Annotated in this window: 21 protein-coding genes; 10 read left to right on the top strand and 11 right to left on the bottom strand. The window is 68.6% G+C overall.

Annotated elements, in window-relative coordinates:
* Positions 1 to 82 precede the first annotated feature (82 nt).
* Entirely contained in the window at positions 83 to 1,780 is a 1,698-nt protein-coding gene (locus QRN67_RS30230; RefSeq protein ID WP_285414814.1) for an electron transfer flavoprotein-ubiquinone oxidoreductase, read from the bottom strand.
* A gap of 143 nt (positions 1,781 to 1,923) precedes the next feature.
* Here QRN67_RS30230 and QRN67_RS30225 point away from each other — a divergent pair, with 143 nt between their 5' ends.
* The 3 genes from QRN67_RS30225 to QRN67_RS30215 are packed head-to-tail and all read left to right on the top strand — an operon-like array spanning position 1,924 to position 4,036.
* Positions 1,924 to 2,706, top strand: coding sequence for an SDR family oxidoreductase (locus tag QRN67_RS30225; RefSeq protein ID WP_081267080.1), 783 nt, complete (start codon positions 1,924 to 1,926; stop codon positions 2,704 to 2,706).
* Positions 2,707 to 2,765: 59 nt separating this feature from the next.
* On the top strand, positions 2,766 to 3,617 hold the full coding sequence (locus QRN67_RS30220; RefSeq protein WP_503010957.1) for a DMT family transporter: 852 nt from the start codon (positions 2,766 to 2,768) through the stop codon (positions 3,615 to 3,617).
* Positions 3,614 to 4,036: an acyl-CoA thioesterase gene (locus QRN67_RS30215; RefSeq protein ID WP_081267081.1), complete on the top strand. Its 423-nt coding sequence runs from the start codon at positions 3,614 to 3,616 to the stop codon at positions 4,034 to 4,036. Before QRN67_RS30220 ends, QRN67_RS30215 begins: the two co-directional genes overlap by 4 nt.
* 18 nt (positions 4,037 to 4,054) lie before the next feature.
* Here QRN67_RS30215 and QRN67_RS30210 read toward each other — a convergent pair whose 3' ends face one another.
* Positions 4,055 to 5,410: a sensor histidine kinase gene (locus tag QRN67_RS30210; RefSeq protein WP_285414813.1), complete on the bottom strand. Its 1,356-nt coding sequence runs from the start codon at positions 5,408 to 5,410 to the stop codon at positions 4,055 to 4,057.
* Positions 5,407 to 6,081: a response regulator gene (locus tag QRN67_RS30205; RefSeq protein ID WP_285414812.1), complete on the bottom strand. Its 675-nt coding sequence runs from the start codon at positions 6,079 to 6,081 to the stop codon at positions 5,407 to 5,409. Before QRN67_RS30205 ends, QRN67_RS30210 begins: the two co-directional genes overlap by 4 nt.
* 301 nt (positions 6,082 to 6,382) lie before the next feature.
* Here QRN67_RS30205 and QRN67_RS30200 point away from each other — a divergent pair, with 301 nt between their 5' ends.
* The 3 genes from QRN67_RS30200 to QRN67_RS30190 are packed head-to-tail and all read left to right on the top strand — an operon-like array spanning position 6,383 to position 9,305.
* Positions 6,383 to 6,928 (top strand): phosphatase PAP2 family protein, encoded by a 546-nt coding sequence (locus QRN67_RS30200; RefSeq protein ID WP_285414811.1) that lies wholly within the window; start codon positions 6,383 to 6,385, stop codon positions 6,926 to 6,928.
* A complete protein-coding gene (locus tag QRN67_RS30195; protein WP_106934076.1) occupies positions 6,915 to 7,496 on the top strand; it encodes a phosphatase PAP2 family protein in 582 nt (193 codons plus the stop codon). Before QRN67_RS30200 ends, QRN67_RS30195 begins: the two co-directional genes overlap by 14 nt.
* A 57-nt stretch (positions 7,497 to 7,553) precedes the next feature.
* A complete protein-coding gene (locus tag QRN67_RS30190) occupies positions 7,554 to 9,305 on the top strand; it encodes a phosphoethanolamine transferase (RefSeq protein ID WP_503010955.1) in 1,752 nt (583 codons plus the stop codon).
* A 7-nt stretch (positions 9,306 to 9,312) separates the two neighbouring features.
* Here QRN67_RS30190 and QRN67_RS30185 read toward each other — a convergent pair whose 3' ends face one another.
* Positions 9,313 to 9,897 carry a peroxidase-related enzyme gene (locus tag QRN67_RS30185; protein WP_081267124.1) on the bottom strand — a complete coding sequence of 195 codons (585 nt, stop codon included), beginning with the start codon at positions 9,895 to 9,897 and terminating at the stop codon, positions 9,313 to 9,315.
* A 166-nt stretch (positions 9,898 to 10,063) separates the two neighbouring features.
* Here QRN67_RS30185 and QRN67_RS30180 point away from each other — a divergent pair, with 166 nt between their 5' ends.
* The 3 genes from QRN67_RS30180 to QRN67_RS30170 are packed head-to-tail and all read left to right on the top strand — an operon-like array spanning position 10,064 to position 13,988.
* A complete protein-coding gene (locus tag QRN67_RS30180; protein ID WP_285414810.1) occupies positions 10,064 to 10,810 on the top strand; it encodes a gluconate 2-dehydrogenase subunit 3 family protein in 747 nt (248 codons plus the stop codon).
* Between the two features lie 14 nt (positions 10,811 to 10,824).
* Complete coding sequence (locus QRN67_RS30175) at positions 10,825 to 12,597, top strand: GMC family oxidoreductase (protein WP_081267088.1); 1,773 nt, start codon at positions 10,825 to 10,827, stop codon at positions 12,595 to 12,597.
* Positions 12,594 to 13,988, top strand: a complete 1,395-nt coding sequence (locus QRN67_RS30170; protein WP_285414809.1) for a c-type cytochrome — start codon at positions 12,594 to 12,596, stop codon at positions 13,986 to 13,988. Before QRN67_RS30175 ends, QRN67_RS30170 begins: the two co-directional genes overlap by 4 nt.
* A 19-nt stretch (positions 13,989 to 14,007) precedes the next feature.
* On the opposite strand, the gene eutC is transcribed toward QRN67_RS30170, so the two are convergent.
* The 3 genes from eutC to eat are packed head-to-tail and all read right to left on the bottom strand — an operon-like array spanning position 14,008 to position 17,587.
* The gene (gene eutC / locus QRN67_RS30165; protein WP_285414808.1) at positions 14,008 to 14,763 is read right to left on the bottom strand and encodes an ethanolamine ammonia-lyase subunit EutC; all 756 of its coding nucleotides are present in this window, start codon (positions 14,761 to 14,763) and stop codon (positions 14,008 to 14,010) included.
* Positions 14,760 to 16,154 carry an ethanolamine ammonia-lyase subunit EutB gene (locus QRN67_RS30160; RefSeq protein WP_285414807.1) on the bottom strand — a complete coding sequence of 465 codons (1,395 nt, stop codon included), beginning with the start codon at positions 16,152 to 16,154 and terminating at the stop codon, positions 14,760 to 14,762. Before QRN67_RS30160 ends, eutC begins: the two co-directional genes overlap by 4 nt.
* Positions 16,155 to 16,174: 20 nt before the next feature.
* Positions 16,175 to 17,587 carry an ethanolamine permease gene (eat, locus tag QRN67_RS30155; RefSeq protein ID WP_285414806.1) on the bottom strand — a complete coding sequence of 471 codons (1,413 nt, stop codon included), beginning with the start codon at positions 17,585 to 17,587 and terminating at the stop codon, positions 16,175 to 16,177.
* A 133-nt stretch (positions 17,588 to 17,720) separates the two neighbouring features.
* Between eat and QRN67_RS30150 the strand changes: the two genes are divergently transcribed.
* The gene (locus tag QRN67_RS30150) at positions 17,721 to 18,131 is read left to right on the top strand and encodes an FKBP-type peptidyl-prolyl cis-trans isomerase (RefSeq protein ID WP_081267093.1); all 411 of its coding nucleotides are present in this window, start codon (positions 17,721 to 17,723) and stop codon (positions 18,129 to 18,131) included.
* A 25-nt stretch (positions 18,132 to 18,156) separates the two neighbouring features.
* Here the strand turns inward: QRN67_RS30150 and QRN67_RS30145 are convergent, their stop codons facing one another.
* From QRN67_RS30145 to QRN67_RS30130, 4 genes are all read right to left on the bottom strand, one after another.
* The gene (locus QRN67_RS30145) at positions 18,157 to 18,909 is read right to left on the bottom strand and encodes a glucose 1-dehydrogenase (RefSeq protein WP_081267094.1); all 753 of its coding nucleotides are present in this window, start codon (positions 18,907 to 18,909) and stop codon (positions 18,157 to 18,159) included.
* A 142-nt stretch (positions 18,910 to 19,051) separates the two neighbouring features.
* Positions 19,052 to 20,650, bottom strand: coding sequence for an OpgD/OpgG family glucan biosynthesis protein (locus QRN67_RS30140; protein WP_106934083.1), 1,599 nt, complete (start codon positions 20,648 to 20,650; stop codon positions 19,052 to 19,054).
* A 176-nt stretch (positions 20,651 to 20,826) separates the two neighbouring features.
* Complete coding sequence (locus QRN67_RS30135) at positions 20,827 to 21,687, bottom strand: class I SAM-dependent methyltransferase (RefSeq protein WP_285414805.1); 861 nt, start codon at positions 21,685 to 21,687, stop codon at positions 20,827 to 20,829.
* Positions 21,688 to 21,754: 67 nt separating this feature from the next.
* Positions 21,755 to 23,626 (bottom strand): sigma-54-dependent Fis family transcriptional regulator, encoded by a 1,872-nt coding sequence (locus QRN67_RS30130; protein ID WP_285414804.1) that lies wholly within the window; start codon positions 23,624 to 23,626, stop codon positions 21,755 to 21,757.
* Positions 23,627 to 23,764 lie beyond the last annotated feature (138 nt).

Raw genomic sequence — 23,764 nt, 5'->3', positions numbered from 1 at the left:
CCGATGCTTCCAGGGAAGCAAAGGGCTCCGAGGAAAAGAAAAAGCCCTCCGAAGAGGGCCTCCTTCGAAAGGCGCAGGCGCCTTACATGCCGACGTAGTTCGGCCCGCCGCCGCCTTCAGGCGTGACCCACACGATGTTCTGCGTCGGGTCCTTGATGTCGCAGGTCTTGCAGTGCACGCAGTTCTGCGCGTTGATCTGCAGGCGCTGCTTGCCGTCTTCGGTGCCCACGAACTCGTACACGCCGGCCGGGCAGTAGCGGCTTTCGGGGCCGGCGAACTTCTCGAGGTTGATGTTCACCGGCACCGTCGGGTCTTTCAGCGTCAGGTGGGCCGGCTGCTGCTCTTCATGGTTGGTGTTGCTGATGAACACGCTGGAAAGCCGGTCGAAGGTGAGCTTGCCGTCGGGCTTGGGATAGACGATGGGCTTGCACTCCGAGGCGGGCTTCAGGTACAGGTGGTCGGCCTTGTTGCGGCGCAGCGTCCATGGAATGTTGCCCTTCAGCAGCCATTGTTCGATGCCGTTCATGAGCGTCGCCACGCCCAGGCCCTTCTTGAACCATGCCTTGAAGTTGCGCGCCTTCTTCAGCTCCGCATGCAGCCAGCTCTTCTCGAAGGCTTCGGGGTAGGCGGTGAGTTCGTCGTGCTGGCGGCCGGCCTGCACCGCCTCGAAGGCGGCCTCGGCGCAGAGCATGCCGGTCTTGATGGCGGCGTGGCTGCCCTTGATGCGGCTCACGTTGAGGTAGCCGGCCTCGCAGCCGACCAGCGCGCCGCCGGGGAACACGGTCTTGGGCAGCGACATCAGGCCGCCTGCCGTGATGGCGCGCGCGCCGTAGCCGATGCGCTTGGCGGGCTTGATGCCCTTGGCCTCGTCGCCTTCCAGGTACCAGCGGATGTTGGGGTGCAGCTTCCAGCGCTGCATTTCCTCGAACGGGCTCAGGTAGGGGTTGCTGTAGTCCAGGCCGGTGATGAAGCCCATGGTGACCTTGTTGTCCTCCATGTGATAGAGGAAGGCGCCGCCGTAGGTGTCGCTCTTCATGGGCCAGCCGGCGGTGTGCAGCACGAAGCCGGGCTGGTGGCGCTTGGGGTCGATCTCCCAGACTTCCTTCACGCCCAGGCCGTAGGTCTGCGGGTCCTTGCCGGCGTCGAGCTTGTACCTGGCGATGAGCTGGCGGCCCAGGTGGCCGCGCGCGCCTTCGGCGAACACGGTGTACTTGCCCAGCAGCTCCATGCCGAGCTGGAAGTTCTCGGTGGGCTCGCCGTCCTTGCCGACGCCCATGTTGCCGGTGGCCACGCCGCGCACCGAGCCGTCTTCGTTGTAGAGCACCTCGGCCGCCGGGAAGCCGGGGAAGATTTCAACGCCCAGGTTCTCGGCCTGCTGCGCCAGCCACTTGGTGAACGCACCCAGGCTGATGATGTAGTTGCCATGGTTCTGGAAGCACGCCGGCAGGAACGCGTTGGGCGTGCGCAGGCTGCCCTTTTCGCCCAGGAACACCATCGCATCGTCGGTGACGGGCTGGTTCAGCGGGGCGCCAAGTTCCTTCCAGTCAGGCAGCAGTTCGTTGAGCGCGCGCGGGTCCATGATGGCGCCCGACAGGATGTGCGCGCCGGGCTCCGAGCCCTTCTCGAGCACCACGACCGAGATCTCTTTCTCTTGCTGCGCGGCGAGCTGCTTGAGCCGGATCGCGGTCGAGAGGCCGGCCGGGCCGCCACCGACCACGACCACGTCGTATTCCATGGCTTCGCGAGGGCCGAACTGGGCGAGGATTTCGTCGTGGGTCATGTGGGTTGGGTCGATAATGATTTTTCGAGGCGCGGGGCATCCCGGGTTGCGGGGCATTTTATGCGGCGTCCGCGGGCGGCCCGCGTCACTTGCGGGCACGGCTTTCCCTCGCGTCGCCTGCGCGACTCCACAGGAATCAGTTCATGGCTTACAGCATCGATCTCTCGGGCCGCGTTGCCTTCGTCACCGGCGCCTCCAGCGGGCTTGGCGCCCAGTTCGCAAAAACGCTGGCGCGCGCGGGTGCCGCGGTGGTTCTCGCGAGCCGCCGCATCGAGAAGCTCAAGGAGCTGCGCGCGCGCATCGAAGGCGAGGGCGGCGACGCCCACGTGGTCGAGCTCGACGTCACCGACATCGGCAGCATCAAGGCCGCCGTTGCGCGCGCTGAGACCGAGGTCGGGGCCATCGACATCCTGGTCAACAACTCGGGCGTGAGCACCACCCAGCGCCTGCAGGACGTGACGCCCGACGACTACGACTACATCTTCGACACCAACGTCAAGGGCTCGTTCTTCGTCGCCCAGGAAGTGGGCAAGCGCATGCTGGCGCGCGCCACGGGCACGGCGCCGGGCACCTACATCGGCGGGCGCATCATCAACATCGCGTCGGCGGCGGCGCTGAAGGTCATGCCGCAGATCGGCACCTACTGCATGAGCAAGGCCGCCGTGGTGCAGATGACCAAGGCCATGGCGCTGGAGTGGGGCCGCTTCGGCATCAACGTGAACGCGCTGTGCCCCGGCTACATCACCACCGAGCTCAACGAGGAGCACTGGACCACCGAAGGCGGCGCCAAGCTGGTCAACATGCTGCCGCGCAAGCGCGTGGGCAAGCCCGAGGACCTGGACGGCCTGATCGTGCTGCTGGCCAGCGGCCAGAGCCATTTCGTGAACGGCGCCGTCATCGCGGCCGACGACGGGTTCGCGCTCTGAGTCCGAGGGCCTTGGTCGGCATTGCGGCCGGGCTGGGCGCGGGGGCGCTCTGGGGGCTGGTGTTCGTGGCGCCGCGCATGGTGGGGCACTTCGGCATGGTCGACATCACCGCCGCGCGCTTCCTGGTGTTCGGTGCCGTCTCGGGGCTCGCCGTGTTCGCGCGGCCGGCGGCCGTGCGCTGGCCCACCGGCCGGCAGGCGCTGGCGGCTCTCGCGCTCAGCGTGCTGGGCTTCAGCGGCTACTACCTGCTGCTGGCCTTCGGCATCGAGGCTGCGGGCACCGAGGTGCCGAGCCTCATCATCGGCACGATCCCGGTCTGGATGATGCTGCTGGGCAGGCCGGCGGGCCTTCGCCTGACCGCGCTGCTGCCGGGGCTGGTGCTCACCGGCGCGGGCATCGCGCTGATGATCTGGGGCGCATGGTCGGCGCAGCATGGCGCGGGCGCCGCCAGCGGCGCGCGCTTCGGCCTGGGCATCGCGCTGGCGCTGTGCGCCATGGTGAGCTGGACGGTCTACGGCCTGCTCAATGCCGCCTGGCTGCAGCGCCACACCGAACTCAACGCGACCGACTGGGCGAACTGGCTCGGCGTGGCGACCGGGCTGGGCGCGCTGGCGCTGTGGCTGGCCGCGGGCAGCGATGTGGCCACGCTGCGGGCGCAACCCGACGGCATGCTCTTCGTATGGCTCGCGCTGGCCAGCGGCTTCGGCTCGTCGTGGCTGGCCACCATTCTCTGGAACATCGCGAGCCAGCGGCTCTCCGCGAGCCTGTGCGGCCAGCTGATCGTGAGCGAGACGCTGTTCGCGCTGCTCTATTCCTTCGTCTGGGACGGCCGCTGGCCGCAGGCCACCGAGTGGGCCGCGGCATTGCTGTTCGTGCTGGGCATCCTCGCATCCATCAAGGCGCACCGATGAGAATCGAAATCCCCGAAAAGAAGAAGCTCGTGTACGAAACCCTGATCCCCATCCGCTGGGGAGACATGGACGCCATGGGCCACCTGAACAACGGCACCTACTTCCGCTACCTCGAGACCGCGCGCATCGACTGGATGCATTCCATCGGCTTCGAGCCCGAGCCGAGCGGCGAGGGCATGGTGATCGTCAACGCCTTCTGCAACTTCTACCGGCAGATCGAATACCCCGGCAAGGTGCTGCTCAAGATGTACGTGAGCGATCCGGGCCGCACCACCTTCGAAAGCTGGGGCACCATGGCACGCGAGGAAGCGCCCGACGTGATCTGCGCGGCCGGCGGCGCGACCACCATCTGGGTCGACTTTCCGAAGCAGAAGGCGCTGGCGCTGCCCGACTGGCTGCGCACGCTGGTGAGCGAGTAGCCGGCCGGGCCTCGTAGCTCAGGCCGGCTGAAGCACGATGCGCGCCTCGAAGCCGTGCGCCGCGCCGGGCGGCGGCGATTCGAGTTCGAGCCGCGCGTCGTGCTTCTCGACGATGGTCCCGACGATCGACAAGCCCAGCCCGTAGCCCGCGCGGTCGGAGGCGTGCCGCACATGGCGCTGCCGCAGCGTGCTCAGTTGCTCCGCGCCGACGCCGGCGCCGAAGTCTCTGACCACCAGCGTGCAGGGGGCCGTCACCTCGATCACCACGCGCTCGCCGCCGTAGCGCAGGGCGTTTTCCACCAGGTTGCGCAATGCGATGGCCAGCGCGTCGACGTCGCCCAGCGCCACCGGTGCGGCGCTGTCGGGCACCTTGAGCGTCAGGCGTTCGTTGATGTGCGGGTCTTGCCAGAGTTCCTGCGCCACGGTGCCGACCAGTTGCACCAGGTCGACCCGCGCACGCGCCAGCGAGGCGCCGGATTCCGCGCGCGACAGCTGCAGCAGCTTTTCGGCGCGGTGGCTGAGCATCTGCAGCGCATCGAGCGCGGCCTGCACGTCGTTGCGGCGCAAATCGTGCTCCAGCGCGGTCTGCAGGCGCAGCCGCGCGGCGGCCAGCGGCGTGCGCAGCTCGTGCGCGGCATTGGCCGCGAGCGCGCGCTCCACGTCGAGCGACTGCGAAAGCCGCTCTAGCAGCCGGTTGACGTGATCGCCGACCGAGCGCAGCTCCTGCGGCAGGCCCGGCAAGGTGATGGGGCGCAGGTCGGCGCCGTTGCGCTTCGCGATTTCCCCGGCCAGTTGCTGCAGCGCGCGCAGCTCGGTGCGCGCCACGTTGCGCAGCACCAGCGCGAGCAGCGGCAGCACCGCGCCCAGCGGAATGATCAGGCCGAACAGGGTGCGGTTGAGCGCGCGGCGCCGCTCGTCGAGCGGGTCGGCCACCTGGAAGTACAGCCCCAGCGTGGGGTGCCGCACCGTGTAGATGCGCCAGCTCTGGTTGTTGGCGAAGCCGGCGGCCAGCGGAACGTCGAAGGCGCCGACGGGCGCCTCGGCCGAGCGCAGCAGCACGTGCTCGTGCACGTCCACCACCTGGTACATCACCGCGTCCTCGGAAAACAGCTGCTTGGGCGCGATCAGCGGTTCCGTGGGGGCAGTGCCGCCGGTGTGCTGCAGCTTGTCGAGTTCCTGCACCGCCATGTCGAACATGCGGTGCGACACCTCGACCAGCTCGTTGTCGAAGTTGTGGTTGATCTCCCGGTCGACGTACCAGACCACCGCCAGCACGCACATCAGCCACACGCCGCCGACCCAGACGATCAGCGTGCGGGTGAGCCGCCCGGCCAGGGAGTCGCGGCCTGCGCCGGGCTTTGCGCCGAATCTCATTCGTCGTCGTCCGCGGAGAACGACAGGCGGTAGCCGAGGCCGCGCAGCGTCTGGATGTGGCTGCGCCCGAGCTTGCGCCGCAGGCGGCTGATGAAGACTTCGAGCGTGTTGCTGTCGGCCTCGTCGCCGAAGCCGTAGAGCGCGTCGGCCAGGTTCTCGCGCGTGTGGATGCGCTCCGGCCGGGTCGCCATCACGCGCAGCAGCGCCCATTCCTTCTGGGTCAGCGTGATGGGGGCGCCGTTCTTGCGGACCATGTCGTGCGCCAGGTCGATTTCCAGCGTGCCCAGCTTCAGGACCGGCGAGCTGTTGGCGCTGCGCCGCCGCTCGACCGCGCGCAGGCGGGCCAGCAGCTCGGCGGGGTCGTAGGGCTTGATGAGGTAGTCGTCGGCGCCGGCGTCGAGCCCGCGGATGCGGTCGGTGACCTGGTCGCGCGCGGTCAGGACGATGACGATGGGGCGTTCGGGCAGGGCGCGTATCTGGGGAAGCAGCGACAGCCCGTCGCCGTCGCCCAGGTGGAGGTCGAGCAGCACCGCCGCGTACTGGACCGAGAGCAGCGCGCCGCGCGCCTCGGCGAGGCCGGGTGCCACGTCGACCACGAAGGCCTTGGCCAGCAGGTAGCTGCAGACGGCATCTGCCAGCGCAGTGTCATCTTCGACCAGCAATATGCGCACGCCATGTCCTTTCAACAAAAAAAGAAGTCTAGCTCCGCCGAAATGCGGACACATCCGAAGTCAGGTTTCGTTCATGTGTCTTCAGGCTGGGTTCATTCCGCAAACGTAGGCTCGCGGCTGTTTTCAGGCCCTGCCTTCGTTCATGACTCGTGCTTCGAATTTTCGCCTGGGGGTGCTGACCCTCGTTGCGCTTGCCGCCTTGCTGGCGTGGGACGCAACCGGTTGGGATCTTCCGCTGGCTCGGCTGGCCGGTTCCCCGTTCGGTTTCACATGGCGGACGAACTCTTTTCTGGTCCACGTCATGCATGAAGGCGCCCGCGACCTGAGCTGGGCGCTCGTCACGGCGCTCTTCATCGCGATCCGCTGGCCGGTCGGCGTGCTTCGGCGCCTGGGCACCGGCGACCGGGTGCAACTGGCGCTGACAACCCTGGCCGCGGTGATCGCCATCAGCCTCATCAAGCATTCCAGCAATACCAGTTGCCCCTGGGACCTGAAGGAGTTCGGCGGCGTGGCGCGCTACGTGTCGCATTGGTCCTGGGGCGTGCCCGACGGCGGTCCGGGCGGGTGCTTCCCGGCCGGCCACGCCTCCGCGGCGTTCGCCTATGCGGGCGGCTACTTCGTGCTGCGCCGGGCGTCGGCCCGCGCGGCGGCCATCTGGCTGGCGGTGGCGCTGGTGGCCGGGTTGGTGCTGGGCCTGGCGCAGCAGGTGCGCGGCGCCCACTACATGAGCCACACACTCTGGACCGCCTGGATCTGCTGGACGGTGGGTTTCGCCATCGAATTGGTGTTCGCGCGCTTCAACCCGCAACCGCTCAAGCCGGCAAAACCCGCCCATGCAGGATATTGACGCCGCCCTTTTCGAGCTGGTCAATGCGGGCCCTTCGGCGCCTGCATGGAGCCTGCAGTTCGCGAGCTTCGCCTCCGACATCCTGCCGGCGCTGCTGGCGCTGGCGCTGGCCATCGGCGCGCTGTTCGACCGGCGCTGGCGCCATGCCTTCTTCACGGCAATGGTCGGCGTGCTGGCCGCGTGGCTGATCGTGCAGGCCATCCGCTGGGCGTTTCCGATGCCCCGGCCGGCTTATTACGGCCTGGGCATCCAGTGGGTGCCGCAGGGCATTCGCCCCGGTTTTCCGAGCCTCCATGCCGCCGGCGCCTTCACCGCGGCGTTCTCGCTCTGGTGCCTTCCGTGGCGTTCTCCGATGCTGGCCGCGCTGGCCGTGGCCGCCACGGTGGCCTGGAGCCGCCTGTACCTGGGGCTGCATTTCCCGTCCGACGTGGTGGCCGCGGCGATGCTCGGCGCGCTGGTGTCGATCCTGGCGGAGCGGGGCATCCGCCTGATGTCACGGACCCGTACCTCGCCGGCGTCGGCGCGGGCCCCGGGGGTCCGGCTGCGATCGCGTACAAGGCGCGCCTGAACATGGCATGAATGGGGGATTCAGGCTATCTTCAGCCCCCGTTCCTACATTAGTTGGATGTCTGTCTTGCGTATTGACCCGGCACCTGAACCACAAGGTAGCTTCCCCGAACCCGATTCACTCGTGACCGCATCGCCGGCGGCGCCCTGGACGCGCTTCGACCTGTGGTTGCGCCGGCCCCGCTCCGCGGCCATGGTCGTCGTGTGGCTGAGCCTCTATCTCGTCCTGACCACCAATTGGCCGCTCTGGAACGAGCTGGCCCGCATCGGCGGTGCCCCCAGCACCTACATGCCGACCATCCTGGTCATGAGCCTGCTCACCTTCTGCGGCTCGGTGGCGATCCTGTCGTTCACCGCCTGGTCGCGCTGGATGAAGCCGCTGTGGTTCTTGGTGGTCGTGCTGGCCGCGGTGGTGCAGCACTACATGCTCGCCTACCGCGTGGTCATGGACCCGACCATGGTCGCCAATGCGATGCAGACCGACCCCAACGAAGCGCGCGACCTGCTGAGCTGGCGCATGGCCTTCAACGTGCTGGTGGTGGCGTTGCCCGCGGCCTTCGTGCTCTGGCGCGTGCGCATCCTGCCCATGCGCTTTCTGTCGAAGCTCTGGCGCAACGTCGCGCTGCTGCTGCTGTCGGTGGTCGTGGCGCTGGGCGCGGTGGTGTCCATGAACCGCGAGCTGGCGCCGCTGATGCGCAACAACGTGCACCTTCGCTACATGATGAACCCGATCGCGAGCCTCTATTCGGCCGGCTCCCTGTTCATCAAGCCGCTGTTCAAGCGAACTGGCAAGCTCATCCCGATCACTGCCGGCACGGCGCTGGGCGCGAGCTATGCCGGCCAGGCGAAGCCGCCGCTGTTCGTGGTGGTGGTGGGCGAGACGGCGCGGGCCGATCACTTCTCGCTCAACGGCTATGCCCGCGACACCAACCCCGAGCTGGCGAAGCGTGGCGTTCTCAGCTACCGCGAGGTGCGCTCCTGCGGCACCAACACGCTGGCCTCCGTGCCCTGCATGTTCTCGCCGCTCGGCAAGGAAGGCTACGAATCACGCAAGGACGACTACGAGACCCTGGTCGACGTCCTGCAGGCCGCCGGCCTCGCCGTTTTCTGGCTCGACAACCAGGCCGGATGCAAGGGCGTCTGCGAGCGCATTCCCAATGCATCCGCCTTCGCCGGGCTCGACGCTGCCACCAGGAAGGCGCTGTGCGACGGCGACGAGTGCCTCGACGACGTGATGCTCAAGGGCCTGGACGAACGCATCGCCGCGCTGCCGGCCGAGCGCCGCGCCAAGGGCATCGTGCTGGTCATGCACCAGATGGGCAGCCACGGCCCGGCCTACTACAAGCGCTCCGCGCCCGACGTGAAGCATTTCCTGCCCGAGTGCAAGACCAACGCGCTGGCCGAGTGCGGCCACGCCGAGCTGATGAACGTCTACGACAACTCGATCCTGCAGACCGACCGCTTCCTCGGCCAGACCATCGACTGGCTCAAGACCCAGTCGAAGCAGTACGACCCGGCGCTGCTTTACGTGAGCGACCACGGCGAGTCGCTCGGCGAGTACGGCCTGTTCCTGCACGGCGTGCCCTACAGCTTCGCGCCCGACGCGCAGAAGCACGTGCCCATGATCACCTGGTTCAGCGAGGGCATGGACCAGCGGCGCAAGCTCTCGCGTTCGTGCATGGAAGCGGGGCTCGACGCGCCGCTCACGCACGACAACCTCTATCACACGGTGCTCGGCGTGATGGACGTGACCACGCCGACCTACAAGCCCGCGCTGGATGCGCTGGCTTCGTGCCGCGCGAAGGGGTGAGGCGGCGCTATTTCTTCTCGCGGGGCACGCGCCCCATGAGGAAGAACTCGTTGTTCGGCTGCATGCCGCTGAAGCTGGCCATGCGGTTGCTCAGCCCGAAGAAGGCGGTGATGGCCGCGATGTCCCAGATGTCCTCGTCGTCGAAGCCGTGGGCATGCAGCGGCGGGAAGTCGCTGTCGTCGATCTCGTGCGAGCGGTCGCAGACCTTCATCGCAAAGTCGAGCATCGCGCGCTGGCGCGGCGTGATGTCCGCCTTGCGGTAGTTCACCGCCACCTGGTCGGCCACCAGCGGCTTCTTCTCGTAGATGCGCAGCAGCGCGCCGTGCGCCACCACGCAGTAGAGGCACTGGTTGGCCGCGCTGGTGGTGGTGACGATCATCTCGCGGTCGCCCTTGGTGAGCGAGCCTTCTTCCTTGAGCATCAGCGCGTCGTGGTACGCGAAGAAGGCGCGCCACTCGGCCGGACGGCGTGCAAGGGCAAGAAACACGTTGGGCACGAAGCCGGCTTTTTCCTGCACCGCGAGGATGGCGGCGCGGATGTCCTGCGGCAGGTCTTTGAGTTCGGCTAGCGGGTAGCGGTTGGTCGTGGTCATGTCGTCTCCGTTGTGGTCGTCGGTTGGCAGTGCCTTTTGAAAGCGCTCTGAAAGGCGCCGCGCCTGTTCCATCATAGGCAAGCAGCTTTCCTACATGGTGGGACGCCAGCCGCCGCCATGATGAAGGTTCGCAAAACAACACGCGGCGAGTGCCGCACATAACGCGATGAAAGACGAGTCGTATCCCGACCGGCGTGGCTTCCTGCGCCGGTCCATTGCCATCGTGCCGGCCGCAACGGCCTTCAGTGCCGGCGGCATCACCGGCGTGACACTGGCACAGCCCGCACCATCGGCCCCGGCACCCGGCCCCGCAGCAGCGGCCACGCCCGGCGCTCCCTACACCCCGGTCTACTTCAACGCCGCGGAATGGGCCTTCGTGCAGGCGGCGGTGGCCAGGCTGATTCCTTCCGACGACACCGGCCCCGGCGCCATCGAGGCCGGCGTGCCCGAGTTCATCGACCGCCAGATGGAAGGCGCCTTCGGCCATGCCGCCACCTGGTACATGCAGGGCCCGTTCGTCGAGGTGTCGCCGCTCTTTGGCTACCAGAAGAAGATGCCGCCGCGCGAGGTTTACCGCGCCGGCATCGCGGCCACGGACGCCTACAGCCGCAAGCAGTTTTCCGGCAAGGCCTTCGCGCAGCTCGACGCCGCGCAGCAGGACGAGGTGCTCAAGGGCCTGGAGGGCGGCACCATCGCGCTCGACGGCGTGGGCGCGACCGACTTCTTCGGCTTCCTGCTGCAGAACACCAAGGAGGGCTACTTCAGCGACCCGATCCACGGCGGCAACAAGAACGCCGCCGCCTGGAAGATGATCGGCTTCCCCGGCGCGCGCGCCGACTACGCCGACTGGGTCGACCGGCCCGGCGTCAAGTACAACCTGCCGCCGGTGAGCATCGCCGGCCCGCAGGGCTGAGGGAGCGGCACACCATGGCAAACATCAAGAAGCCCAGTGTGGACGCGGTGCTGGTCGGCTTCGGCTGGACCGGCGCGATCATGGGCATGGAGCTCACCGCAGCCGGCCTGAAGGTGCTGGCGCTGGAGCGCGGCGAGAACCGCGACACGCAGCCCGACTTCGCCTACCCGCGCATCACCGACGAGCTGAGCTACGGCATCCGCGGCAAGCTGTTCCAGAACCTCTCGCGCGAGACCGTGACCATCCGCCACACGCCGGCCGACGTGGCGGTGCCGTACCGGCAGCTCGCGTCCTTCCTGCCCGGCGACGGTGTGGGCGGCGCGGGCGTGCACTGGAACGGCCACCACTGGCGGCCGCTGCCCAGCGACCTGCGCATCCGCAGCAACTACGAAGAGCGCTACGGCAAGAAATTCATTCCCGAGGGCATGACCATCCAGGACTTCGGCGTGAGCTATGAAGAACTGGAACCGCACTTCGACCAGTTCGAGAAAATCTGCGGCACCTCCGGCAAGGCCGGCAACATCGGCGGCAAGATCCAGCCCGGCGGCAACCCCTTCGAAGGTGCGCGCGCCAACGAATTCCCGCTGCCGCCGCTGGCCTCCGTCAACAGCGCCAGGCTGTTCGAGAAGGCCGCGCGCGAGCTCGGCTACCACCCCTTTCCGCAAGCGGCCGCCAATGCCTCGCGTGCCTACACCAACCCGCACGGCGCGCAGCTCGGGCCGTGCAACTTCTGCGGCTTCTGCGAGCGCTACGGCTGCTACATGTATTCGAAGGCATCGCCGCAGACCACGCTGCTGCCGGTGCTGATGAAGCGCCCCAACTTCGAGCTGCGCACCCGCTCGCACGTGCTGCGCGTGAACATGTCGCCTGATGGAAAACGTGCCACCGGCGTGACCTACGTCGACGCGCAGGGCAACGAGGTCGAGCAGCCGGCCGACCTGGTCGTGCTGTGCGCTTACCAGTTCCACAACGTGCGCCTGCTGCTGCTGTCGAACATCGGCAAGAAGTACGACCCCGCCACCGGCGAGGGCGTGGTGGGGCGCAACTACGCCTACCAGCTCAACGGCGGCGCGAGCCTGTTCTTCGACAAGGACCAGCCGATGAACCCCTTTGTCGGCGCGGGTGCCAGCGGCAGCGTGATCGACGACTTCGACGGCGACAACTTCGACCACGGCCCGCTCGGCTTCGTGGGCGGCGCGAGCATCAACTGCATCAACACCGGCGGCCGGCCGATCCAGCAGCTGAGCCTGCCGCCCGGCGCGCCCAGCTGGGGCGCGGGCTGGAAGAAGGCCGCCAAGGAAAACTACCTCTACCAGGCCAGCGTGGGCAGCCAGGGCTCGGTGATGGCCTACCGCGACAACTACCTCGACCTCGACCCGACCTACAAGGACGTGCACGGCCAGCCGCTCCTGCGCATGACCTTCGACTGGAAGGCCAACGACCTCGCGATGACGCAGTTCATCGGCACCAAGGTCGAGCAGATCGCCAAGGCCATGGGGCCGAAGCAGATGAAGCTGAACTTCCAGAAGGCAGGCGCGCACTACGACGTGCGCTACTACCAGTCGACCCACAACACCGGCGGCGCGCCGATGGGCACCGACCCGACGACCAGCGCGGTCAACCGCTTCCTGCAGGTGTGGGACGTGCCCAATGTGTTCGTGATGGGCGCCAGCGCCTTTCCTCAGAACTTCGGCTACAACCCGACCGGCATGGTGGGGGCGCTGGCCTACTGGGCTGCCAAGGCGATCCGCGAGCAGTACCTGAAGAACCCGGGAGCGCTGGCATGAACGCGCGCCGAGTATCTGTCGGCGTGGCGGCGGCCGTGGCCCTGCTGTGCGCCGGGGCCTGGGCCGTGGCGCAGAAGGCGGAGGCGCCGCCGGTGGCTGGCGCGCCCGCACCGCAAGTTGCCGAGCCCGCTACGTCCGACCCCGTGCTGGAGCGCGGCCGCTACCTCGCGCGCGCCGGCGATTGCGTGAGCTGCCACACCGCGCCCGGCAAGCCGGCCTTCGGCGGCGGCCTGCCGATGAAGACGCCGTTCGGCACCATCGTCTCGACCAACATCACGCCCGACCCCGGGGCAGGCATCGGTGCCTACACCGAGGCCGAGTTCGCCCGCGCGCTGCGCGAAGGCGTCGCCAAGGACGGACATCACCTGTACCCGGCCATGCCGTACCCGTCGTTCGCCCGCGTGAACGACGAGGACATGCACGCGCTCTTCACCTTCTTCCGCAACGGCGTGCAGCCCGTGGCGCAGAAGCCGCCGGCCACCGACCTGCCATGGCCCTTCAGCATGCGCGGGCTGATGGTCGCGTGGAACTGGATCTACCTCGACAAGGGCGTCTACCAGCCCGACGCCGCGCGCAGCGCCGAGTGGAACCGCGGCGCCTACCTGGTGCAGGGCCTGGGCCACTGCGGCGACTGCCACACACCGCGCAGCATGCTGGGCGGCGTGAAGGCGGCCAGCGACGGCAAGGGCGAGCTGTTCCTGTCCGGCGCGGTCATCGACGGCTGGTATGCGCAGCCGCTGCGCCACACCGGCCGCCCGACCATGGCGCAATGGCCGGCGCAAGACATCGTGCAGTACCTGCAGACCGGCCGCACCAGCCACACGGCGGCGTTCGGCGCCATGGTCGACGTGGTGCAGAACAGCACCCAGCACCTGTCTACGCAAGACCTGCAGGCAGTGGCCACCTATCTGCAGTCGCTGGGAGCGCAGGGCAGTGCGCAGAATGCGCCGTCGCCCGCGTCCCTGGTGGCGGCGGCTCCCCAGCACCCGACCGCGCTTGCGCTGCGCAACGGCACGGTCGAGGGCAACAGCGGCGCGATGGTCTATCTCAACAACTGCAATGCCTGCCATCGCTCCGACGGCACGGGCGCGGACAAGACCTTCCCGGCGCTGGCCGGCAACAGCGTGGTGAACGCCAAGGATCCGACTTCGCTGATCCGCCTCGTGCTCGCAGGCTCGGCCATGCCCAGCACCGCCCAGGCGCCGTCGCCCATCGCCATGCCCGATTTCGGCTGGCGCCTGAGCGACGCCGACGTGGCCAGCGTGCTGAGCTTCGCGCGGTCGAGCTGGGGCAACCAGGGCGATGCCGTCACGGCGGCCCAGGTGGCAAAGGTGCGCGATTCGATGAAGCCCGTGGCTACCGCCACGACGAACGCGCAGCAGCAGAAGTGAGCGGGCGGGGCGCGCTGGCCTACCTGAGCGCCACGAGATCGCTCTCGTCCTTCAGCTCGACGCCCGTCAGCCCGCGCCGCAGCGACTCGCGCATCAACCACGCGAGCCTGAACGCGGCCGCCTCATAGGCCAGGCCCTCCGGCCGCACGTTCGAGATGCAGTTGCGCTCGGCGTCGTGCCGGCCGCGCCGGGGCGAATGGGTCAGGTAGATGCCGAGGCTGTCGGGCGAACTCAGGCCCGGCCTTTCGCCGATCAGCATGACCGAGAGCGCCGCGCCGAACAGCTCGCCCACTTCATCGGCCAGGGCGACGCGCGCCTGCGTGGCGATCACCACGGGTGAGAAGCGCGTGTGCGGCGGCAGCTGCGCGCGCAACGCCGCGAGCAGCGGCACCGCATGGCGCGCGACCGCGAGCGAGGAAAGGCCGTCGCCGATGACGATGCAGACATCGCAGCCGTAGCGCCGCTCGCCGCGCAGGCGCGTGGCGTCGTCCTCGTCGAGCTGGCGGCCCAGGTCGGGGCGGCGCAGGTAGGCGGTGCGGTCGGCCGCACGGCTGCGCGCGCGGGCCACCTCCCAGTGCTGGCTGCGCAGCTGGCTGTCGAGCGCGTCGACGTCGAGCGCTGCGTGAATGGCATCGCGCGCCATCGCATGCGCCCAGCCGAAGCGCAGCGTCTCGTCGGTCGGCATGCCGGCGCCGGCACGGCCCAGGGCCAGCCGCGCGGGCGTGGCGGAGCGCCATTGCGCCCACGGGTTGGGGGTGACAGGCGAGTCGCTCATCGTGCCAATGCGGCGAGGCCGCTCATGTCGGCCAGCAGCCGGTTGGAGGAGGGCGGCGCGAGCCGGCCGGCGGTATCGGTGATCTGCATGCGCTGCAGCCAGGCCTCGAACTCGGGCGCGCGCTTCAGGCCCAGCGTCTCGCGCATGAACAGCGCGTCGTGGAAAGAGGTGCTCTGGTAGTTGAGCATCACGTCGTCCGCGCCCGGGATGCCCATGATGAAGTTGATGCCCGCCGTGCCCAGCAGCACGAGCAGCGTGTCCATGTCGTCCTGGTCGGCCTCGGCGTGGTTGGTGTAGCAGATGTCGCAGCCGATGGGCAGGCCCAGCAGCTTGCCGCTGAAATGGTCTTCGAGCCCGGCGCGGATGATCTGCTTGCCGTCGTACAGGTACTCCGGCCCGATGAAGCCGACGACGGTGTTGATGAGCAGCGGCTTGTAGCGCCGCGCCAGCGCATAGGCGCGCACCTCGCAGGTCTGCTGGTCGACGCCGAAGTTGGCGTTGGCCGACAGCGCGCTGCCCTGGCCGGTCTCGAAGTACATGACGTTGTCGCCCACGGTGCCGCGCTGGAGCGACAGCGCCGCCGCATGGGCCTCGTCGAGCAGTTCGGGCGTCACGCCGAACGAGAGGTTGGCCTTCTCGGTGCCCGCGATCGACTGGAACACCAGGTCGACCGGCGCCCCGGCCTCCGCGAGCTTGAGGGTGTTGGTCACATGGGTGAGCACGCAGCTCTGCGTGGGGATCTCGAAGCGCTGGATCACCTCGTCGAGCATGCGCAGCAGATCGCCGAGCACCGGCATGCTGTCGGATGCGGGGTTGAGCCCGATCACCGCGTCGCCCGCGCCGTAGAGCAGGCCATCGAGCGTGGAGGCCGCCACGCCGCGCAGGTCGTCGGTCGGGTGGTTGGGTTGCAGGCGCACCGCCAGGTGGCCGGGCAGGCCGATGGTGTTGCGAAAGCGCGTGACCACGCAGCACTTCCTGGCGACCGACACCAGGTCCTGGTTGCGCATGAGCTTGGACACCGCCGCCACCATTTCGGGCGTGAGGCCCGGCGCCAGTGCGGTGAGCGTGCCGGTATTGGCCGCGTCGGACAGCAGCCAGTTGCGGAAGTCGCCCACGGTGAGGTGCGACACCGGCGCGAAGGCGCCCGCGTCATGGCCGTCGATGATGAGGCGCGTGATGTTGTCGCTCTCGTACGGAATCAGCGCTTCGTTCAGGAACTGCTTCAGCGGCGTGTCGGCCAGCACGTGGCGCGCGGCCATGCGCTGCTGCGCGGTGGCCGCGCCGATGCCCGCGAGGTAGTCGCCCGAGCGCGCCGGGCTGGCGAAGGCCATGACCTGTTTCAGGTCGTCGAATCGGAAGACCTGGCCGGCGATGGTGGTGCTGTAGCGCATGGGTCTTGGGTCGGAGGTCGTCAGGCGTGGTTGGTCGAGGAAAGCATTTCGTCGGGCGCCGCCGCATCGCGCTGCGCCGAGGTCAGCAGGAAGTAGCCGTAGGCCGCGGCCATCAGCACGACGAACAGCAGCGTGAGCATGCCGTTGAACCACACCATCGCGCCCAGGCACACCGCGCCGAGCCCGAGCGCGATGGCCGGGAACACGGGGTAGAACGGCGCGCGGTAGGTGCGCCGCAGGCCGGGCTCGCTGCGGCGCAGCTTGAACAGCGCGGCCATCGAGATCATGTACATCACGATGGCGCCGAGCACCGCCATGGTCACGATGTTGGCGGTGAGCGTCTGCCCGCCGAACTGCACCCACTCGTCGCTGAAGATGGCAATGACGCCGATCACGCCGCCGGCCAGCAGCGCGCGGTGCGGCGTGTCGAAGCGCGGGCTCAGGCCGGCGAAGTAGCGCGGCAGGTAGCCCGCGCGCGCCAGCGCGAAGATCTGGCGCGAGTAGCCCATGATGATTCCGTGGAACGAAGCGATCAGCCCGAAGAGCCCGATCCACACCAGCATGTGCAGCCAGCCGCTGTTGTCGCCCACCACCGCCTTCATGGCCTGCGGCAGCGGGTCGTTGATGTTGGCGAGCTTGCGCCAGTCGCCCACGCCGCCCGCGAAGATCATCACGCCAAAGGCCAGCACCACCAGCGTGACGATGCCCGTGGTGTAGGCGATGGGAATGGTGCGGTGCGGGTCGCGCGCTTCCTCGGCCGCCATGGCCGCGCCTTCGATGGCCAGGAAGAACCAGATGGCGAACGGGATCGACGCGAAGATGCCCGAGATGGCCGCGCCGTTCAGCACGCTGCCGCCGGCCCAGCCGTTGGCGGTGAAGTTGGCCAGCGTCCAGCCCGGCGAGACGACCCCCATGAACACCAGCAGCTCGACGATGGCCAGCACCGTGACGAACAGCTCGAACGCCGCCGCGATGCCCACGCCGATCCAGTTGAGGCCGATGAAGATCACGTACGCGCCCAGCGCGAACCACTTCGGGTTGATGCCGGGGAACTGCACGTTGAGGTAGGCGCCGATGGCCAGCGCGATGGCCGGCGGCGCGAAGACGAATTCGATCAGCGTCGCGAAGCCCGCGACGAAACCGCCGTGCGGTCCGAAGGCGCGCCGTGCATACGCGAAGGGGCCGCCCGCGTGCGGGATGGCTGTCGATAGTTCGGTGAAGCTGAAGATGAAGGTGGTGTACATCGTCGCCACCAGCAGCGTGGCGACGAGAAAGCCGAGCGTGCCGGCCGTGTTCCAGCCGTAGCTCCAACCAAAGTACTCACCGGAGATGACGAGGCCCACCGCAATGCCCCAGAGCTGCAGGGGACCGAGTACCTTCTTGAGATGGCCGGTGCCGGCGTGCGCTGCCGGCGTGGCTTCGGTGGAGTTCATGCGGCGTCCTCTCTTCGTGAATGGTGACAGTGCACATTCGGCAAAGCAAGGGCTGTTCCACCGGATACACCGGCTTGCGGGCGCAGCATGCGCGCTGGCCATAATCGGAGTCTTTCAATCCCCGAGGTGTTTCGTGAAGTCTCTTTTCTGTGCCGCTCTCGTGTCCGTCCTTGCCATTCCCGCCGCGTTCGCGCAGTCCGCGCCCGTGACCACGCCCAGCGGGCTGATCTACCAGTCGCTCAAGGAAGGCACCGGCGCTTCGCCCGCGGCCACCGACGTGGTCAAGGTGCATTACCGCGGCACCTTCCCCGACACCGGCAAGGAATTCGACAGCTCCTACAAGCGCGGCGAACCGACCGAGTTCCCGCTCAACGGCGTGATCCCCTGCTGGACCGAAGGCGTGCAGAAGATGAAGCCCGGCGGCAAGGCCAAGCTGACCTGCCCGCCGTCCATCGCCTACGGCGCGCGCGGCGCCGGCGGCGTGATCCCGCCGAACGCCACGCTCAACTTCGAAGTCGAGCTGGTGTCGGTCAGCAAGCGCTGACGCGCTCGCGCCGGGCGCGGGTCGCTCAGATCTGCGCCATGCCGCCGTCGACGAACAGCTCGACGCCGTTCACGAAGCTGGCGTCGTCCGAGGCCAGGAACACCACGGCCTTGGCGATCTCGTCGGGCGTGCCGACGCGGCCCAGCGGAATGCCCTGGGCCTGCGACTCGACGAAGGCCTGCACCTGTTCCTTGTCGAGCCCCAGCAGGTCGTAGGCCGGCGTCGGCACCACGCCCGGGCTCACCGCATTCACGCGGATGCCCTTGTCCTTCAGGTCCACCGTCCAGCTGCGCGCGAAGCTGCGCACTGCGGCCTTGGTGGCGCTGTACACGCTGAAGGCCGGGTTGCCCTTGATGCTGGTGATCGACGCATTGAGCACGATCGACGCGCCCTTGGGCATCAGCGGCAGCGCCTTCTGCACGGTGAAGAGCAGGCCGCGCACGTTGGTGTTGAAGATGCTGTCGAAGTGTTCCTCCGTGATCTGGCCCAGCGGCAGCAGGCTTCCGCCGCCCGCGTTGGCGAAAAGCACGTCGAGCCGGCCTTTTTCCTGCTTGATGGCGGCGTAGAGGCGGTCGAGGTCATCGAGCTTCGACACGTCGCCGAGCACGCCGGTCACGTTGCGGCCGATGGCCTTGACGGCCGCGTCGAGCTCGGCCTTGCGGCGACCCGTGATGAACACATGCGCGCCTTCTGCCACGAAGCGCTGTGCGGTGGCCAGGCCGATGCCGCTGGTGCCGCCGGTGACGAGTGCGATCTTGCCTTCGAGCTTGAGAGTCATGATTTCCTACTTCCTTGGTTCGTGTTGTGGACGCAGGGAAGTTTGGGCGCGACACCCTCGCGGACCAATAGGCCTGGCGGGACTTGTTTGTTTCCTTATCGCCAACAATGCCCCGGCAGGTCAGCGCTGCGCCATGCCGCGCCTAGCCGGGCTGGTACTGGTACAGCCAGGTCTCGGTCAGCGTCTGGTCGCCGACCTTCAGGTACATGCGCATGTCGACGGGCTCGTTGCCTTCGGGCGTGTAGTCGAACTGCGCGCGCCAGTGGCCCGGCACGCCGTTGGGCACGGCCTCGGCGAACACGTAGCTGAACTTGCCGCGCGGCGCCGTCAGCACCACCTCGGGCTTCACGCCGAAGGGCACGGTGGCCAGCGGCTGGCCGATGAACTCCACCATGAACTTGCGCACGCCCTGCGGGCGCGGCTGCCCCGGCTGGCCGCCGCGTCCGATGCGCGTGGCCACGCAGTGCGCGAGCGGCGAGGGAAACGGTTCCTGGTCGGTCCAGTGCAGGCGGTACTGCAGGCTGTAGCTCGCGCCCGCCTTGGCATCGGCCTTGGGCACCCAGAAGGCGACGATGTTGTCGTGGATCTCGTCGTCGGTCGGTATCTCGATGAGCTGCACCGAACCCTCGCCCCAGTCGCCCAGCGGCTCGATCCACAGGCTCGGGCGCTTCTCGTAGTTCACGCCGTCCTGGTAGTGGTCGAACACGCGGTCGCGCTGCAGCAGGCCGAAGCCGCGCGGCCTGGTGTCGGTGAATGCCGAGGCGCGCGTCTGCGTCGGGTTGTTGAGCGGGCGCCAGATGCGCTCGCCCGCGCCGTTCCAGATCGCGAGGCCGTCGGAGTCGTGCACCTCGGGGCGCCAGTCGATGGCGGTGGGCTTGTTGGTTTCCGAGTACCAGTACATCGAGGTGAGCGGGACCAGGCCCAGGCGCGCAACGTCGCGGCGCATGAAGAGGCGCGCGTCGATGTCCATGATGACGGCCTTGGTGCGCTGCATGACGAACTTGAACACGCCGGTGACGCTCGGCCCCTCGAGCAGCGCGTACACCGTCATCGACGTGGTGTTGCCGGCGGCGGGCGTCTCGAAATAGAAGCGCGTGAAGTTCGGAAACTCCTCGGGCTTGTCGGGCACCGCCACGTCGAGCGCGATGCCGCGTGCCGACAGGCCGTACTGGTAAAGCTCGCCGATCGCGCGGAAGTACGAAGCGCCGAGGAAGGCGACCCAGTCGTTCTTCTGCCAGTCGAGCTTGCTCTGGTCGCCCAGGCGGCTTTCCTGCAGCCGGAAGCCTGCGAAGCCGGCGCCGGGCGGCAGCTGGTGCGCGGGGCTGTCGGCCGGCATCGAGAAGTAGTCGGGGCTGTAGAGCACCTCGCGCGCGAAGGCGTCGCCCCCGGCGTTTTCGAGCACGTGCATGCGCACCGGCGCCTGGAAGAAGCGGCCCAGGTGGAAGAAGGTGACCGGAAAGGCCCCGGGACCGTCGCGGAACAGGGCGTTGGCGGGGTCGAACTTGATCTTGCCGTGCGCGTCGTAGTCGATGCGGTCGAGCACTTCGGGAGCCAGCGGCGCGGCGGCCACGTAAGGCTGGCCGGCGAGCGCCTTGGCCTGCGCGACCAGGGCGTCGAACGAGAAGGGGGAGGGCTGGCTCAGTTGCAGGCCGTTGGCGGCAAGTGCCTCGGTGGGCAGGCCCAGGGCGGCGAGTGCGGCGGCGGCGCCACCGGCGGCAAGGAAGGATCGGCGATCAAGCATGTGGTTCTTGAGGGTTGCGAATCTCTGGGGGAAAAGAAAGGAAAGCGGCGGAAATGAATCGGCCATTTTCCGCGACCGGGAACAACCCCGAGCTTGACCCGGCACACGGCCGCCCCGCGTCAGCCATTCCGCGCAAACCGGGCCGGACAAGGCCGGGAATCCGGAAAATTGTGCTTTTATGTATCCGTGCCCCCAGTCTTGTCGGCGGGATCGGTGGCCTTCAGCGCATACACCGCATACAGGGGCACGCCGAGCAGCAGCATCACCATCGGCGCGAACAGCATGTAGGGCAGGCCGATGCCTTCCATCACCCGGTAGGTCGCGTCCAGCGCCAGCCGGGGGTGCGACTGCGTCAGCTCGGCCGCGCGGCGGATGCCCCAGTGAAACTCGGCGCCGGTGGTGCGCACCGACGGATGCTGCCTCGCGCGGCCCACGGCCAGCCAGCACATGGCGTCGAAGGCCAGCACCGAGCCCGCGGGCGCGCGCTCGCCGAAGGTCGCGAACACCGCCTGCACCTGCTCGGGCTGCAAATACATCAGCACGCCTTCGGTGAACAGGAACACTGGCCGCGCGTTGCGCTTGCGCGGCAAGCCCAGTTGGTCCCACCAGTCGGGCGCGGTCAGGTCGAGTGTGCGCAGGTCATGGCGCTGGTTGGTTTCGGGGATCAGTTCGCGGCGCAGTTCGAGCACTTCGGGCAGGTCGGCGTCGGTCATGTGCGACTTGTCGTCGTCCAGCCACTGGAAGTAATGGCTCAGGCCGCAGCCCATGTTGACCACGCGGGCGCCGGGGTGCGCCTTCAGGAAGTCCTGCGCGAGGCTGCGGAAGCGGCGCGTGCGCGAGAGGATGCCGTAGATGGTGGCGCGGTCTTCGGGCAGCGCGCTGCCGTCGTCGCGGATCCGCTCGAGGATGCCGGCGGCATAGGCGTCGCGCACGGCCACCCGCGGAAACATCGCATCGCCCGAGGCTCGCGCGGCCAGGGGAATCCGCAGGGTGGAAGGCACGGCCGACAGGCGTCTGGCGGGTTTGCTGTGTGTCATGAATGCCCAGGAAAGACCGGACCCCAGTCTGGCCGCTCCGGCATCGATGGGCAAGTCAGTCTTTTGTTCAGGCGGACGGCTTGCCGCGCTGCCGCGCAAGATGGCGGTAGACCGTGCTGCGATGCACGCCGAGGCGCCGCGCCGCCCTGGACACGTCGTGGTCGCAGGCCCTGAGCGCGTCGTCGATGGCGTGGCGGGTGATGTCCAGCAGCGGGCCGGCCTGCGGTGCCAGGGCGGCTTCGGTGGCCGCATCCGGCGGCGGCGCGGCGGGCGTGCCGAACAGGTGGGCGGGCAGGGCGGCGGCAGTCACCGAATCGCCCGGGTCGGCCAGCGCGACCACCGCGCGCAGCGTGCTGCGCAGTTCGCGAACGTTGCCCGGCCAGCGGTAGGCGGCCAGCGCTTCGAGGGCATCGCTCTCCAGCCGCAGGTGCTTGTCGGCGCCGCCCGATTCGAGGAACAGCCGCGCGATCAGCGCGTGCCGGTCGGCGCGCCGGCTCAGCGGCGGCAACGCGACGGTGAAGCCGGCCACGCGGTACATCAGGTCGGCCCGGAAGCGGCCGGCCTGCACCAGCGCCGGCAGGTCGCCGTGGGTGGCGCAGACCAGGTCGAAGTCCACCGCCACGCCCTGGCCGCCGCCCAGTGGCGTGACCACGCGTTCTTCCAGCACCCGCAGCAGCCGGGTCTGCAGCGCGAGCGGAATCTCCGCGATCTCGTCGAGGAACAGCACGCCGCCGTTCGCCTCGCGGATGCGGCCCGCCATGCCCTTGCGACGGGCGCCGGTGAAGGCGCCTTCGTCGTAGCCGAACAGCTCCGACTCGATCAGCGTCTCGGGCAGCGAGGCGCAGTCGACCGCCACGAACGGGCCGCCCGCGCGGCGGCTCGCGGCGTGCAGGCGCCGCGAGAACACTTCCTTGCCGCTGCCGGTCTCGCCGTTGACCAGCACCGACACGCCTTCGTTGAGCACGCGCACGGCCTTGTCGAGCAGCGGCAGCACGTCGTCAGCCGCCTGGGGCGCGTCGGCGCGCCGTGCCGCCGGCCGCGCGCCGCCCTGCGTGCTGGAGCGCTCCATCACGGTGGCGAACTGCCGCCCGCCGGGCAGCGTCAGCAGGCTGCGCCGGTGCTCCATGCGCGGCCAGTTCGGGCCGAGGAAGTCCCTGGCCTCCAGGTCGAGCAGGCCGTCCCATGAGCGGCCGAACAGTTCCAGCGCCACGCGGTTGGCCGCCGCGATGCGTCCGCCCTCGATCACGATCAGCCCCTCGCGCGCGGTGCCGATCAGCGCCGGCCGCGCATGGAAGCGCAGCACATGGCCCTGCGCCTCGGCCAGCAGCATGCGGTGCTCCACCTGCTGCGCGGCCATGCGCACCAGGCCCAGCGCGTGCGTGTTCACGCGCACCGTCTCGCCCGAGATGTCGAGCGCGCCGGCCAGCTCCCCCCGGCCGGTGAAAATGGGGGCGGCCGCGCAGCCCAGCGCGCCGTTCTGCGCCAGGTAGTGCTCGCCGCCCAGCACCATCAGCGCCTCGCGTTCCGCCAGCGCGGTGCCTATGGCGTTGGTGCCGCGGTTGTGTTCCGACCATTCCACGCCGGGCTGCAGCGCGATGCGCTCGGCCTTGGGCAGGAAGTCGGGGCTGCCGATCTCCTCCAGAATCAGCCCGGTGGCGTCCGACAGGATCACCACGCAGCCATTGCCTATCGCATGCTCGGCCAGCCCGTCGAGTTCGGGCTGTGCACAGTCCAGCAGCCGCATCGACTGCTCGCGCCGCTCGCCCAGCAGGGCCAGCGCCATGGGGGCCGGGTCGATGTGCTGGTGGTCGACCGGACGGCTGCGCTGCCACGAGCGCGAGATGTGCGGCGCGATCCACGGGGCGGGGTCGCGGCCCTGCACGAAGAACAGGTCCCGGGCCTGTTCGACCCGGACCGATGGCCACTGCGCTTCGCTCATGCGTGTCTCCGGTTGTCTGCCGTTCGCGGTCTGTTCGCCTTGTGCGACATCCTAGTCGCTGTGTTCGCAGGAACATGTCGCAGATTGCGAATGAAAACCCGCTGCGAAGTGCGGCTGCCAGCGGGGAGGCACTCAGGG

It is taken from the genome of Variovorax sp. efr-133-TYG-130, assembly GCF_030208835.1.
Classification (GTDB): Bacteria; Pseudomonadota; Gammaproteobacteria; order Burkholderiales; family Burkholderiaceae_C; genus Variovorax.
The sequence above is the reverse complement of the archived record's forward strand: the minus strand, read 5'-3'. Positions and strand labels throughout refer to the sequence as shown.